General features: G+C 60.7%; 10 protein-coding genes. 7 read left to right on the forward strand and 3 right to left on the reverse strand.

The genetic code is table 11. The features are described from left to right. The first annotated feature begins 43 nt into the window (after positions 1 to 43). Positions 44 to 2,092, forward strand: a complete 2,049-nt coding sequence (locus LGH74_RS03015; protein WP_226171713.1) for an NHL repeat-containing protein — start codon at positions 44 to 46, stop codon at positions 2,090 to 2,092. Positions 2,093 to 2,347: 255 nt separating this feature from the next. Beyond that, on the forward strand, positions 2,348 to 2,887 hold the full coding sequence (locus LGH74_RS03020; RefSeq protein WP_226171726.1) for a YceI family protein: 540 nt from the start codon (positions 2,348 to 2,350) through the stop codon (positions 2,885 to 2,887). Between the two features lie 46 nt (positions 2,888 to 2,933). Here LGH74_RS03020 and LGH74_RS03025 read toward each other — a convergent pair whose 3' ends face one another. Then, positions 2,934 to 3,950 (reverse strand): SRPBCC family protein, encoded by a 1,017-nt coding sequence (locus LGH74_RS03025; RefSeq protein ID WP_226171729.1) that lies wholly within the window; start codon positions 3,948 to 3,950, stop codon positions 2,934 to 2,936. A gap of 92 nt (positions 3,951 to 4,042) precedes the next feature. On the opposite strand from LGH74_RS03025, the gene LGH74_RS03030 reads away from it, so the two are divergent. After that, the gene (locus tag LGH74_RS03030) at positions 4,043 to 4,801 is read left to right on the forward strand and encodes an alpha/beta fold hydrolase (RefSeq protein ID WP_226171732.1); all 759 of its coding nucleotides are present in this window, start codon (positions 4,043 to 4,045) and stop codon (positions 4,799 to 4,801) included. Between the two features lie 65 nt (positions 4,802 to 4,866). Here the strand turns inward: LGH74_RS03030 and LGH74_RS03035 are convergent, their stop codons facing one another. Both LGH74_RS03035 and LGH74_RS03040 read right to left on the reverse strand, forming a co-directional pair. After that, entirely contained in the window at positions 4,867 to 5,226 is a 360-nt protein-coding gene (locus LGH74_RS03035) for an energy transducer TonB (protein ID WP_226171734.1), read from the reverse strand. A 182-nt stretch (positions 5,227 to 5,408) separates the two neighbouring features. Next, positions 5,409 to 6,407 carry an aspartate-semialdehyde dehydrogenase gene (locus tag LGH74_RS03040; RefSeq protein WP_226171745.1) on the reverse strand — a complete coding sequence of 333 codons (999 nt, stop codon included), beginning with the start codon at positions 6,405 to 6,407 and terminating at the stop codon, positions 5,409 to 5,411. A 174-nt stretch (positions 6,408 to 6,581) separates the two neighbouring features. Here LGH74_RS03040 and LGH74_RS03045 point away from each other — a divergent pair, with 174 nt between their 5' ends. The 4 genes from LGH74_RS03045 to LGH74_RS03060 all read left to right on the forward strand — a co-directional run bounded on the left by LGH74_RS03045 (position 6,582) and on the right by LGH74_RS03060 (position 14,028). Then, a complete protein-coding gene (locus LGH74_RS03045; protein WP_226171747.1) occupies positions 6,582 to 9,998 on the forward strand; it encodes a lamin tail domain-containing protein in 3,417 nt (1,138 codons plus the stop codon). A gap of 249 nt (positions 9,999 to 10,247) precedes the next feature. Then, positions 10,248 to 11,705: a DUF1800 domain-containing protein gene (locus tag LGH74_RS03050; protein WP_226171749.1), complete on the forward strand. Its 1,458-nt coding sequence runs from the start codon at positions 10,248 to 10,250 to the stop codon at positions 11,703 to 11,705. Between the two features lie 24 nt (positions 11,706 to 11,729). Continuing rightward, positions 11,730 to 12,941, forward strand: a complete 1,212-nt coding sequence (locus LGH74_RS03055; protein ID WP_226171752.1) for a DUF1501 domain-containing protein — start codon at positions 11,730 to 11,732, stop codon at positions 12,939 to 12,941. Positions 12,942 to 13,317: 376 nt separating this feature from the next. Next, a complete protein-coding gene (locus LGH74_RS03060; protein ID WP_226171754.1) occupies positions 13,318 to 14,028 on the forward strand; it encodes a GAF domain-containing protein in 711 nt (236 codons plus the stop codon). Positions 14,029 to 14,115 lie beyond the last annotated feature (87 nt).

Consider the following 14,115-nt stretch of genomic DNA (forward strand, 5'->3'; position numbering starts at 1 on the left):
TACCCGGCTGTATCCAGTCATTATTCCTGCCTTATTCTATCCAATGACTCCGTTAACCCCACTTTCTGCGGCAGCTTCTGCTGCCACCTTCGCCTCCGGGGCTTCGTCTGGCCCGCACCACGTCGCCGTATCGGGGCCCAAACCGCTGCTGCCCGAGCTGGGAGCCGGCAACTCGGTGCCCCCGCCCTCGGCGGCCACTCCGCCCGGCATTGCCCTGAGCAGCGGCGTCGGCACTCCGTTTACCGGGGTAATAGGACTTGATTTAGAGCTGATGTCGGTGGCGGCCGATGGAACGCTCTGGCTGGTAAACCAGACGGATAGCGGCGGGCGTCAGATCCTGACCTACAACTTCGCGGCCGCCACTCTGCAGCCCGTCTATACTACCCCCGATACGGTAGTGAGTGTAGCGGCCGTATCGGCCGACGCGCTTTACGTAATCGTGGCCGGCTCCGCTACCTGGATTGGCTGCCTTAGTGCCCAGGGCGCGGTGGAGCAGCTGCCGGCGCTGCCCGATGGAGCAACGCCCGCTCAGGTAACGGCTGCGGTAGATGGCACCCTGTGGGCGTTGGATAGCAACGGGCTTACTTACGCATATTCTGCCACCGATTCGCAGTTTGCCGCCGTACCTGCCCCCGGGCTGAAGTTCAACAGTATTTCGGTGGGCTCCGCCGGGCTGATTGTCGGGTTGGCCTCGCTGAACGGGCAGCCGCCCATGGCTTACACCTGGACTGCCGCCACCGGGTGGACGCCGCTGCCCAGTCTGGCCGGCACCACGGGGCAATGGCTGGCCGCCTGCGCCGACGGCACCCTGTGGTTTCTGACCAGCACTGCCCTGGCGGTGCTGCTGGCCGATGGCACGGTCAAAGTTATGGATGTGTCGTCGGTGGTAGGGGCTTCCTCCTGGACGGCGGCCTCGCGCATGAGTGCTTACGTGGCGGGGCTGAGCGGTACGCAAATCGGCATCTTTCCGGTGGCTTTGGGCATTCTCGATTTGCCTGCCGTGCCCTGGCCCGCCTTTACGCCCGACCAGCAGACGGCTTACAACGATATTTCCACGGCGCTGAGCATTACCACGCCGGGGGGCATTAGGGCGCAGTATAGCAACGGTATAGCGACGCTATCCAGCTGGCAGCTGACCGTGGCTACCATGGCCGCCCCCACGAATGTATCGGCCGCCGACTGGCAGATGGTTAAAACCCAGATTATGACGGAGCTGACGTACGTGCAGGCCGTCAACAACCTGTATACGCAGCTGGGTAAGATGACGGGGTTATTATCTACGATGCAGTCGGACCAGCTGCAGGGCGTAGCGGCGGCCGTCGGACTCACGGTGCAGGCCCAGGGGCCTTCGAAGGTGACGGTGGTACTCGATTCGCTCTTCTCGACCCTAGTGACGCGAATCGGCAGCCTGTTTCCGCCGCCCTACGGCCTGGTCGTTTCCCTGATTGGCTCGGGCCTGATGGCGGCGTCAACGTATACCCAGCAGAAATATAGCCCCAACGGTGCGCAGGGCGCCCTGACAGTGGCTTACTCCAACCTGGCTACGGCCCTGGCTTATGCTATTGCCGAAACGACCAAGGCCCAGGGCGACGAGCAAACCGTCATCGTGCAGGACTGGGGCAAGCTCAGCGCGGCCGGGCAGGCCATAGCCCAGGGCATCTGGACCTGGCCCGACAACATGACCGGCCAAACCCTGGAAGGGCTGGCTCCCGTGATGCAGCTTTACCTGTACCAAGCCCTGATGCCCGCCGCCTGGCAGCTTCTGCAGGGCGAAATCCTGTTTACGGCCCGGCCCCCGGTAGCCGCCAAGCCTCATGCGCCAAGCTCGGCCATGATGGTAAAATACGTGGTCGACAGCAGCTACGACCAGTTGGTGTGGTACTACATCTGCTGCGCGGCCGGCTCACCAGCCGATATCGTGGGCAATACCGGTCCGTACCCGAGCCCCACCCTCTTGCAGAACATCTTTACGCTGGGCGTGCAGCCCCAGGATCTGTTCGGCGGCCAGAACGGCTGGGCCCTGCCCACCGTGCAAAGCCCCGGCTGGACTGCTCCCGACCCGTCTATCAACTGGCAGCCTTACGCGAGGTAGTTGGGAGACTGCCAAGGCCCGCACGCTACGTTATGTTGGACTATAGGGCGTTGCTGTGGGTCTGCACGGCTTGTAGTAACAGCCGCTTGCGAGAGGGAAGTGAACCAAATAAAAATAAATGATGTAGGTACATATGTTGTATGTACACAAGTTGTATATTTGCAGCACCAAGTAGCCCAAAGAAGCTTAGCTTCATAGGCGGCTCCGGTACCCGCAGCACTTCTCAATCATCACATAACCTCATTTCCCTTCATCATGGCCACTACCAAATGGGTGCTTGACCCAACCCACTCCGAAGTTCAGTTCAAGGTAAAACACCTCGTTATTTCGACCGTTACGGGCTCGTTCAAGAAGTTCGAAGGTGAAGCCGAAACCGACGGTGAGTCGTTCGAAAACGCCAAAGTGCGCTTCTCGGCCGACATCAACAGCATCGACACCAACCAGGAGCAGCGCGACGAGCACCTGAAAAGCGCCGACTTTTTCGATGCCGCGACTTACCCGCAGCTGACTTTCGTATCGACGTCGTTCGAGAAAGTAGGCGGTTCAGACTACAAGCTGACCGGCGACCTGACCCTGCACGGCGTGACCAAGCCCGTAACCTTCGACGTGGAGTATGGCGGCAACGCCGGCGACTTCTACGGCAACACCAAGGCCGGCTTTGAAGTGACGGGCAAAATCAACCGCAAAGACTTCGGTCTGACCTGGAGCGGCGTAACCGAAGCCGGTTCCATCGTGGTGAGCGAAGATGTGAAGCTCTCGGCCAGCATCCAGTTCAGCAAGCCCGCCCAGGCGTAAGTAAGCCCCGTTCGGAGGCCTTGGTCAGCGGATCTGCCCCGTTGGCTTAGTGCTCCTCCGCTGCTATAGAAGCCGAAGTAGCTCTTGCTGCTTCGGCTTCACTGCGTTTGGCCACCACCCGCAAAATTCGGCTCTGGATTTCGCTCATTACGAAGTCAGTCCACAGGCCGGCGTAAGGGTTGAGGCGGGTGCTCAGGCGCTGTTGGCTGTAGAGCACGAGGCGGGTGCGGCCGGGGCCGGCGGGGCGCAGTTCGTAGGTACCGCGCAGCACGTCGAAAAACCGGCCACCAACCGTGACGTGCTCGTCGAAGGTAGTGGGCGGAATGGTGGCCGTGTTGGGTACGATGCTGAAGGAGATGCGCCGTAGCGGCTCCCACACGTCCACGGTTTCGATGAACTCGACGCCCCGCTCGAAAGTGGCGTGCCGCACCCCGCCCACACCCTCAAACGAGAGCGTAGCCTCCACCGGGCGTGGAAAGCCTATTTTATCGACGAGGCTCGGACCCAAATCCTGGGCGGAAATAGGCGGCACCCGGATGATATTGTGCCATACGGCTTCCACCGGGGCATTGATGAGAATTGTGTTTTCGACGCGGCGGAAGTCGTCGGGGGCGGCAAACTGGCTTTCCACGGGCGCGGCCAGGAAGGGTAGGAGGGCAAAGCCAGCCACGACGAGGGTTTTGTGGTTGCCGGAGTTGCGGTTGCGCGTCAGCAGCCGGTACAAGACGCCTCCAACGGCAGCCAGAACCATAAACAGCGGTCCGATGATGATTAGGCAGATGATGCCTTCCAGATTAAATATAAAGGCTGTGAAGAGGAACAGCAGCACCGCGCCCCACGACCGGAATATAAAGCTCCACGAATCGGAGGGTTGAGCGGGAGAGAAATGCTCGGTAATGGCTCCCAGGCCCGTTGGTATCAACACCAAAAAGCCCAGCATGAGCAGTCCGCCGGCACCCGACAGGGCATTGTTGGCAAAAGCGAAGCGGCCGAGCAGGGCAAACGTCAGCCCGCATACTATGGAAGTGATATAGTGCGTGTGACGACGTTCGAATAAAGCCATGAGTAGGGCAGGAATGAAATGGAGCGGGGTAAAAGTGCGTAATTGTGCCCATTCCAACGCTACGCCGCCCCTGCGCGCTAGAATTCTGCTGTATGTCTGCTGCCCAACCCACCCTCGTATTCCTCCACGGCTTTGCCGAAAGCCGCGAAATCTGGTCCGACTTCATCCGCGACTTTCCCGCCGACTACCGCATCATCAGCCTGAACCTGCTGGGACACGGCACCAACATCCGCGACGTGCGCGACTACTCGATGGAAGCCCAGGCCCGCTACATTGCCGACAAGCTGCAGGCGGCCGGAGTAGAAAAGGCGCTGCTGGTGGGCCACAGCATGGGCGGCTACGCGGCTTTGGCCTTTGCCGAGCGGTGGCCCGAGCGGGTGGCGGGGTTATGCCTGCTCAACTCCTCGGCCTACGCCGACAGTGAGGAAAAGAAAGCCAACCGCGAAAAGAACGTGGCTTTCGTGGAGCGCCACGGGGTGGAGAAGTTTATGGAGTCGTTTATCCGGCCGCTGTTTGCGCCCGTGCACCGCGAGGCCATGAGCACCCAGCGGGAGTTTCTGGAGGAAATCGGCAAAGCCACGCCGGCAGAAACCATAGTGGGTGGCATGCGGGCCATGGCCGCCCGCCCCGACCGGACCAAGGTGCTACGCACGGCCAAGTTTCCGGTGCTGCTCATTGCTGGCAAAGAAGATGTGGCCGTGCCCCTGGAGCAGTCGGTGGCCCAGGCCCACCTGGCGGCCGTAAGCTACGCGCTGTTTCTGACCGATGTGGGCCACCTGGCTTACTACGAAAAGCCCAAGCTGACTCGCCGCGCCGTGCTGGATTTCGCGGCGGCGGTGTTTGAGCTGTAAAATAAAATAGGGCTCCGAATTATTCGGAGCCCTATACTTACTTATGGCCAATAAAGTGGATTATCTCACTTTGATGCCGGATTAGTGTCAGCCTTGGCTGCTTTGGCCCGCTCTGCCAAAACTTGCTCCACATTGGCCGGCAGTCGAAACCCAATTGGCAGGGTAAAAGCCACTGGCACAAAGCGTCCGTTTTGCCGGCCCGGCTGCCACGCCGGCAGGTTGCCAACAGCCCGAACTGCCTCCGCATCGAGCAAAGGATGAGCGCTCTTACTGACCTTTATCTGCTGCACGCTACCGGAAGTGCCAACGACGAAACTGACAAAAACTCTTCCTTCGAGCCGCTGCTGCAATGCCTCAGTTGGATAAGAGATATTCTGACCAATCATCTGAAAAAGCGCCGACTGTCCACCCGGAAATGCAGGCATCTGCTCAACGTAAGTCATTACCTTGTCGCCTACTCTGACCGTGTCGGAATACGCTTGCGGTGAGGTTTGGCCCCAAGCCGCGTCTAGGGTCAGAAGGCTAGTCCCGATGGTCAAAATAAGGCAATACTTCACGATGAGCGGATGATGGATAATTAGAAAGAAAGGATACTAAACGGTTTCTTCTACGCCTTCAACAAGCCCAGCTGAATCATGTGCTCGGCAATCTGCACGGCGTTGGTGGCGGCTCCTTTGCGCAGGTTGTCGGCTACCACCCACATGTTCAGGGTGCGGGGCTGGCTTTCGTCGCGGCGCAGGCGGCCCACCAACACGGCGTCTTTGCCGTGGGCGTCCTTAGGCATTGGGTAGCTATTCTTCGCCACGTCGTCTACCACTTCCACGCCGTCGGTGGCGCGCAGGATGCGGTATACTTCTTCCAGCTCGTATTCCTTTTCAAATTCCACATTAACAGCTTCCGAGTGGCCGCCCATTACGGGAATGCGCACCGCGGTGGCCGTTACCTGAATCGTGTCGTCGCCGAGAATTTTCTTGGTTTCCTTCACCATCTTCATTTCCTCCTTCGTGTAACCGTTGTCTTCAAACACGTCGATGTGGGGCAGCACATTCAGGTCGATGCGGTGGGGGTAGGCGGGGTTGCTGGCCGTTTGGCCGGCGCGCTCCTCCAACATCTGGTCCACGGCTTTCTTGCCGGTGCCCGTCACGCTCTGGTAGGTGCTCACCACGATACGCTTGATCTTGAAGGCCTCGTGCAGCGAGTGCAGGGCCAGCACCATCTGGATGGTAGAGCAGTTGGGGTTGGCAATGATTTTATCGTCGGCCGTCAGCTCCTTGGCGTTAATTTCGGGCACTACCAGCTTTTTGGTGGGGTCCATGCGCCAGGCCGAAGAGTTGTCAATCACCACGGTGCCGACTGCGGCGAAGCGCGGGGCCTGCTCCTTGGAGGTGCTGCCACCGGCCGAGAAGATGGCTACGTCGGGGCGGGCCGCAATGGCGTCGTCCATGCTGATGACGTGGTAGGTTTTGCCCTGAAACTCGATGGGCAGACCCACGGATTTCTCCGAGGCTACGGGCAATAATTCGGTGACCGGGAAATTACGCTCGGCCAATACTTTCAACATTTCGCCCCCGACCAGACCGGTGGCACCTACTACGGCTACTTTCATGGCAATACAGAGAAAAAAGCGGCGGCCGAAGTGGCTGCGCGCGTGGCAAATGTCGCAAAAAGCAAGTTACTTAGGCAGTTGGTGCGCCCCGCAGAATGCGGCCTGCCCCGGCTTTTTTACAAACCTACTATGCAGAGAACTTCTACCGCAAAAAGTGCCCTACTAAATCTGCATGTGCGAAGCCGGCTGCTGATGCTGATTATGGCCGTAATTGGGCTGAGTAGTAGCTCGGCGCGGGCCCAGCTCGCCGAAACCTTCACCGACGGCGACTTTACCCAAAACCCGGCCTGGAGCGGCGGTACCGCCGATTTTCAGATCAACGCGGCCCTGCAGTTGCAAAGCAACGGCCCGGCCGTGACGCCCAGCAACACCCAGCTCGTAACGGCCAGCACGTCGGTTACGGGCACCGTGTGGGAGTTCTGGGCCAACCTGCGCCTGGCCACATCGGGTTCCAACTACGCCGACGTGTGGCTGGTATCGGATTTGGCCGACCTGCGGGCCACAGCCAACAAAGGCTACTTCGTGCGCCTGGGCGGCACCGACGACGAGGTGTCGCTGTTCCGCAAAAACGCCGGTGCCACGGCCACCGCCATCATCGACGGGCAGAACACCACGCTTAGCTCCACGACTAACAACCTGGTGCGGGTGCGCGTGACGCGCTCCACCCTGAACGTCTGGACCCTGGAGCGCGACCTGACCGGCGGCACCAACTACGTTTCGGAGGGCACCGTAACCGACGCCACGCACCAGCGCAGCAACTATTGCGGCGTGAGCCTCACGTATTCGGCCACCAACAACCGCAGCTTCTACTTCGACGATTTCCGCATTACCGACCGTACCGCGCCCGTCTTGCAAAGCGCCAGCATCATCGGTGCCCGGCAGGTGGATGTGCTGTTTAATGAGCCGATATTCCTTCCCAGGCCTACCGACTTTCAGCTCAATACGGGTACTCCTGCCATCCTCGATGCCGTGCGCGACGCCACCGACCAGGGCCTGGTACACCTCACGCTGGCAGCCGACCTGCTGCCGGGGACCAACACGCTGACGGTAGTAAGAGTAGCAGATGAAGGGGGATTTAGTGGCGGCCCGTTCACGACCACGCTCACCTTCACGCCGCCGGCCGTAGTTCCGGGTTTCTACCAGCTGCTCATCACCGAAATATACGCCGACGAGTCGCCCGTGGTGGGGCTGCCGGCTTCAGAGTTTATCGAAATCCATAATCCTTCGGCCACCCAAACGCTGGATCTGGGTGGCGTGCGGCTGCTGCGCACTACCAGCACCACTACGCCGGCCGTGTTTGCGGCCGGGGCCCAGCTGCTGCCGGGCGAATATGCGGTAGTGTGCGGCAGTACCCGCGTGGCGCAGTTTGCGGCCTACGGCAAAGTATTTGGCCTGAGCAATTTCCCGGCATTGACTAACGCCGGCGACGAAATACTACTGCGCGGCCGCGACGGGCGCACCATTTTCGAAGTGCGCTATACCGATGCCTGGTACCGCGACGCGGCCAAAAAGGACGGCGGCTGGACCCTGGAAATGATTGACACGGCCAACCCCTGTGGCGGGGCCGCCAACTGGACGGCCAGCACCGACCCCAGCGGCGGCACGCCCGGCCGGGCCAACTCCGTACGCGCCGCCAACCCCGACCGCACGGCCCCGCTGCTGCGCCGTGCCACCGTAATTAGCGCCACCACCATCCGGCTGGAATTCGACGAAAAGCTCGACAGCGTGACGGCCGCCAACCCGGCGCTGTACAGCATTCAGCCGGCCCTTACCATTCAGCGCGTCACGCCCGTTCCGTTCGATTTTCGGGCCGTGGAATTGACGCTGACTACTGCGCTGGCCCCGGCCGTGGTGTACACCGCCACCGTGCAGCGCGCCACCGACTGCGTTGGCAATGCTACCGGCGCGGCGGCTTCGGTCACGTTTGGATTGCCCTCGGTGCCTACGGCGGGCCAGGTTATTATCACCGAAATATTTGCCGATGAAACGCCGGTCATTGGTTTGCCAGCCTCCGAATACCTGGAAATCTACAACCCGACCACCCGCATTCTGGACTTGGGCGGCGTGCGGCTGCTCAAGCCGGGCAGCAGCTCGGCGGCCGTGTTTCCGGATACCACGCGCCTGCAGCCGGGCCAGTACGCGGTGGTGTGCAGCAGCACCCGCACGGCCCTGTTTGCCCGCTACGGCACCGTGTTTGGCGTGAGCAACTTCCCGAGTCTCTCCAACGACGGTGACCAGCTGGTGCTGCGCGCCCGCGACGGCCGCACACTGTTCGAGGTAGCCTATTCGAGCACCTGGTACAAGGATGGCGCAAAGAAAGACGGCGGCTGGGCCCTGGAAATGGTGGATACCGGCAACTTCTGCGGCGGCATCGAAAACTGGACGGCCAGCACCGACGTGAGCGGTGGCACGCCCGGCCGGGCCAACTCAGTGCGGGCCACCAACCCCGACCGCACGGCCCCGGCCTTGCTGCGGGCCGTGGCTATTTCGCCCACGCTAGTCCGGCTGTTTTTCGGCGAAAAGCTGGATAGCCTGGCCTCGGCCAACCCCGCCCTGTACAGCTTCAGTACCACTACGGCCGTCACCAAGGCAGCCCCCGCTTCTCCCGACTTCCGGGCCGTGGACCTGACGCTGGGCTCAGCTTTGGCGGCCAGCCAGCCTATTACCGTGAGCGTGCAGCGCGCCACCGACTGCGTGGGCAATGCTACCGGCGCGGTGGCTACGGCTACCTTTGGCCTGCCCTCGGCCCCAGTGGCAAACGATGTGGTCATCAACGAAATTCTGTTCAATCCGCGCACCGGTGGGGTTGATTTCGTGGAGCTGCTCAACCGCTCTGGCAAATACCTCGATTTGCAGGGCTGGCAGCTAGGTAATATTTCGGCCAGTAACGTGCTCGACGATGAGCTCATCAGCAGCGGCCCCTACGTGCTGGCGCCCGGCCAGCTGGTGGCCCTCACGACCCGGCCCGATATTATCCAGAGCCAGTACCCGAGCAGTGACCCCGCCGCTTTCCTGACGATGCCGGCGTTGCCCACTTTCCCCGATGATGCCGGCACCGTGGTGGTATTCGACTCGCAGAACCGGGCCCTGGACCGCTACGCCTACAACGCCTCCCAGCATCTGGCCCTGCTCGACTCGAAGGATGGCGTGTCGCTGGAACGCATCCGGACCGATGGGCCCAGCACCGCCGGCAACTTCCACTCGGCGGCCAGCACCGTGGGCTACGCCACGCCAGGCCGCCGCAACTCGCAGTACCAGGACGACCCCGGCGGAGACAAGCTGTTCCGCCTCGACCCCGAGGTTTTCACGCCCGATGCTGATGGAATGCAGGATTTTACCACCCTCAACTACACCCTCGACGCGCCCGGCTATGCAGCCAGTATTACAGTGTATGATGCGCAGGGCCGCCTGTCCCGGCGCCTAGTGCGCAACGAAACGATGGCTACGAGCGGCTTTTTTCAGTGGGACGGCCTCAACGACCAAGGCCGGAAAGTGCCCATCGGCTACTACATTCTGCACATCGAGCTGACGCAGCCCAGCGGCGACAAAAAGGAATACAAGAAGACGGTAGTCGTCGGGGCACGTTTTTAGAAGGTCGCTGTTTAACTGTCATCCTGAGCTTGTAAAGGAACTGCCTCACCTGAGTAGTAAGCCTGATTTAACTCACGAAAGCCCTTTGCCGCACTGGTGGTAAAGGGCTTTTTTATATTGCTATAAACCGCGGTGGGATAAGTGAGGAAGGTCCTTCACTCCACTGGGTTTCATTTAGGATGACAGACGAAGGGTAGCCATCTTCCGCCAACCTATTAAACCTCACCCAGCAAACTGCGTCCAACGACCATGACGAACCAACAGCAGCTGCAGCATTTGTACTGGCGGGCGGGCTTCGGGCCGCGGGCCGCCGATATTGCCGCGAACCTGACCCCGCGCAAGGCGCTGCGGCAATTGCTGCGCGACTCGGAAACAGTGCAGCCCCTGGAAGGGGTCAAGATTCAGGCGGCGGAAATGACGGCCATGACACCCGTACCCACCCCCGACCTGCGCCAGGACCCGCAGGCTCCGGCCCTGAAGAAAGGTGAGCTGACGCCGGCCCAGCGCAAGGAGCAGAACCGCCAGATCCGGGAGGCCTTCTACACGATGAATACCGGCTGGCTGGAGCGCATGGCCACCTCGCCGGCCCAGCTGCGCGAGAAAATGACCTTCTTCTGGCACGGCCATTTTGCCTGCCGCGTGCGCCGGCCCGATGCGGCCCTGCAGCTCAACAATACGCTGCGGCGGCTGGCTCTGGGCAAGTTCGGCGACCTGCTGCTGGCCGTGAGCAAGGAGCCGGCCATGCTGCAGTTTCTCAACAACCAGCAGAACCGCAAGCAGCGGCCCAACGAGAACTTCGCCCGCGAGGTGATGGAGCTCTTTACCATCGGGCGCGGGCATTATTCGGAGCAGGACGTGAAGGAAGCGGCCCGGGCCTTCACCGGCTGGAGCTACGACGCGCAGGGCCAGTTTGCTTTCCGGGAGCGGCAGCACGACGACGGCCCGAAAACCTTTCTGGGCCGCACCGGCAACTTCGGCGGCGAAGACGTGCTGAAAATCATCCTGGAGCAGCCCCAGACCGCCGAGTTCATTACCACGAAGCTCTACCGGTTTTTCGTAAATGACGTGCCCAATCCGGCCCATATTCGACCTCTGGCCCAGGCCTTTTTCCAGAGCGGCTACGATATCGGCGACCTGATGGAGCGCCTGTTCTCGGCCGACTGGTTTTACGAGGCGGCCAACGTGGGCACCCGCATTAAGTCGCCGATTGAGTTGCTGGCCGGCATCAAGCGCACGATAGGGGTGGAGCTGCAGGATAAGCGCCCGTTGATTGTGTTCCAAAAGGCGCTGGGTCAAACTCTGTTTGAGCCGCCAAACGTGGCCGGCTGGCCTGGCGGCCGCAACTGGATTGACAGCTCGACTCTTCTATTTCGGCTGCAACTGCCGCAGGTGCTGCTCAAAAACGCTGAAATCAGCATTGCGCTGAAGGAAGACGAAAACGACATCGACCCGCAGCAAACCCGCGCCGACCGCACCTTCCGGCAGCAGGTGCAGGCTAAGGCCAAGCTGGCGCCGCTGGGCCTGCTGCTCGCCAAAACACCCGAAACCCAGCAGCCCGCCGAGCTGAGCCGGTTTCTGCTGCAAGCCCCCATTCGGCCCGACAACCTGCTGCTGGTGCAGCAAACGGCTCAGAAAGCCCCCGCCGAAGGCCGCCTGCGCACGATGGTAACCAGCCTGCTCAGCTTGCCGGAATACCAGTTGATGTAAGCTCTCAATTCTAAGTTCTCTATCATGCCTACTTCCCGCCGCGACTTTCTGAAAACTTCGGTGCTGGCCAGCTCTCTGCTGTTCGTGCCCAAATTTCTGCACGCCCTCGACGCCCAGGGTGTGCCGCAACTGCGCAATTCTAACGGCAAGCGGCTGGTGGTAGTGCAGCTCGGCGGCGGCAACGACGGCCTGAACATGGTGGTGCCCTTCCGCAATGACCTGTATTATAAGGCCCGCCCCACGCTGGCCCTGCGCGAGCAAAGCGGCCTGCTGACGCTCGACAAGGACCTGGCGTTCAACCCCAATATGACGCCCCTTAAAGGCCTCTACGACCAGGGGCTGGTGGGCGTGCTCAACAGCGTGGGCTACCCCAACCCCGACCGGTCGCACTTTCGCTCGATGGATATCTGGCAGAGCGGCTCGGCGTCGGACCAATACGTAACCACGGGCTGGCTGGGCCGCTACCTCGACTCGAACTGCCCCGCCTGCCAGGTGCCCTACAACGGGCTGGAAGTAGACGATACGCTGAGCCTAGCCATGAAAGGCGAGCTGCGCAAAGGCCTGGCGCTGAAGAATCCGGAGAAGTTTCATCAAGTAACGCAGAACCGCTTTATCAGTAAGGTGAGCAGCGAAAAAGCGGGCGGCAGCGGCTCCGAGCTGGATTATCTGTACAAGACGTTGGCCGAAACTACCTCCTCAGCCGACTACCTCTACCAGACCTCCAAAGTATACAAATCGGCCATTAACTACCCCAATACCGACTTCGGTAAGAGCCTCAAAACCACCGCCGAACTGATTAATTCCGGTATCGAGTCGCGGGTGTTCTACGTTTCGCTCACCGGCTTCGATACTCACGTGCGGCAACAGGAGCAGCAGGGCAAGCTACTCGGCGACCTGTCGGGCGGGCTCGGGGCTTTCGTGGAAGATCTGCAGAAAAGCGGGCAGCTCAACGACACGCTCATCCTGGTTTTCTCCGAATTCGGCCGCCGCGTAACCCAGAATGCCAGCAACGGCACCGACCACGGCACGGCCAACAACGTGCTGCTGCTCGGCGGTGGCCTGCGCCGCAAAGGAATCCTCAACGACGCCCCCGATCTGCTCAACCTCGACCAGGGCGACCTGAAGTACCAGCTCGATTTCCGCAGCATCTACGCCACCATCCTCCGCGACTGGCTCGAGGCCGACGATAAAGCCGTGCTGGGCAGTGAGTTCAGTCGGCTCTCGGGGCTGGTGTAGCTCGGGAACACGTGGAATGGGCGCTTCGCACTCCGATGCGCCCATTCCACTTTTTGGAGCGTAGTCTGTAAAGTGGACTGCCAGGCAGATGCGTTGGGGAAGATATGTTTTTGTGTATAAGCAAGTTAATGAGCGGGGATAAAGCTGGCATACCCCTGGCTTCGTAGCAGGGCGGCTCTGCGTGTAGTAGAACCAAGAAACCGGCTAAGCTGGCGACTGGCAAATGTTGCTTCGGCCCAAAGCCGGAGCAATCAGGCAGTTCCGGGCCGCTGGGTTCTTTAACGGGCGTTGAGCTGTTGCTCCAGCTTTGGCCCGGGCCCGCAGTGCCTGTATTCAGCCTAGTCCACTTTGCTCACCTAACTCTCTGCCCTATTGTATGTACACTACTCCATCTCACCCATTGACCGTTGATGAGCCCGAGCGTTTGCGGAGCTTACGTGCCTATCATGTGCTGCTTTCTATGCGCGAGCCGGTGTTCAACGAGTTTGTTGCCCTCACGGCCCGCATTTTTAGCTTACCCATTTCGCTCATTGCCCTCGTGGAGGCCGATGAGGTGCATTATCCGGCCAACTTCGGCATGCCGGGAGTAGCACCGATGGCGCGTGTCGGGACGCTGTGCGCTACCGCTATTCTACACAATCAGGCCGTGGTGTATGAAGACCTCGGGGGGGAGCATCCGCATCTGTCCCCACAAGTGGCGCGCGCCGCTTACGACCAGCAGATCCGGTTTTATGCCGGAGCGCCCCTACGCACGCCCGACCAGCGCAACATGGGCACCCTGTGCGTACTCGATCATGAGTCCCGCGTATTCAGCGTACCCGAGCAACGGCTACTCGAAAAGCTGGCGACTTTGGTAAGCAAAACAGTGGCTATCCGCTATACCTGCATGGAGTTTCTGGGAGAAGGAGAGATGCGGTGGAAACGCATCTGCCTACAACTCAAGGACGAAGTTCTGGCCCTGACGGCCCTGATACGCTACCTGTTTACCCGCTACGGAGTCCAGATTCCGGTTTCTGCCGAGCTGCTGAGCCAGGTAGAACGCCGCTTTCACGCCTTGCATAATGTGCTCAACGAATGCGAGGATTAGGAATACTCGGTGATAAGGCGGGGCCAGGGGCCAACCAACCTGGCAGAGCCCTGGGGCAGATTCGCAGAAGAGCCCAGACAAGGTAAG

Source organism: Hymenobacter lucidus (assembly GCF_020447265.1).
Taxonomy (GTDB): domain Bacteria; phylum Bacteroidota; class Bacteroidia; order Cytophagales; family Hymenobacteraceae; genus Hymenobacter; species Hymenobacter lucidus.

Excerpts from the sequence above, each read along its gene's own strand:
- LGH74_RS03015 (WP_226171713.1), top strand. The coding sequence starts at position 44 with ATGACTCCGTTAACCCCACTTTCTGCGGCAGCTTCTGCTGCCACCTTC.
- LGH74_RS03020 (WP_226171726.1), top strand. The coding sequence starts at position 2,348 with ATGGCCACTACCAAATGGGTGCTTGACCCAACCCACTCCGAAGTTCAG.
- LGH74_RS03025 (WP_226171729.1), bottom strand. The coding sequence starts at position 3,950 with ATGGCTTTATTCGAACGTCGTCACACGCACTATATCACTTCCATAGTA.
- LGH74_RS03030 (WP_226171732.1), top strand. The coding sequence starts at position 4,043 with ATGTCTGCTGCCCAACCCACCCTCGTATTCCTCCACGGCTTTGCCGAA.
- LGH74_RS03035 (WP_226171734.1), bottom strand. The coding sequence starts at position 5,226 with ATGCCTGCATTTCCGGGTGGACAGTCGGCGCTTTTTCAGATGATTGGT.
- LGH74_RS03040 (WP_226171745.1), bottom strand. The coding sequence starts at position 6,407 with ATGAAAGTAGCCGTAGTAGGTGCCACCGGTCTGGTCGGGGGCGAAATG.
- LGH74_RS03050 (WP_226171749.1), top strand. The coding sequence starts at position 10,248 with ATGACGAACCAACAGCAGCTGCAGCATTTGTACTGGCGGGCGGGCTTC.
- LGH74_RS03055 (WP_226171752.1), top strand. The coding sequence starts at position 11,730 with ATGCCTACTTCCCGCCGCGACTTTCTGAAAACTTCGGTGCTGGCCAGC.
- LGH74_RS03060 (WP_226171754.1), top strand. The coding sequence starts at position 13,318 with ATGTACACTACTCCATCTCACCCATTGACCGTTGATGAGCCCGAGCGT.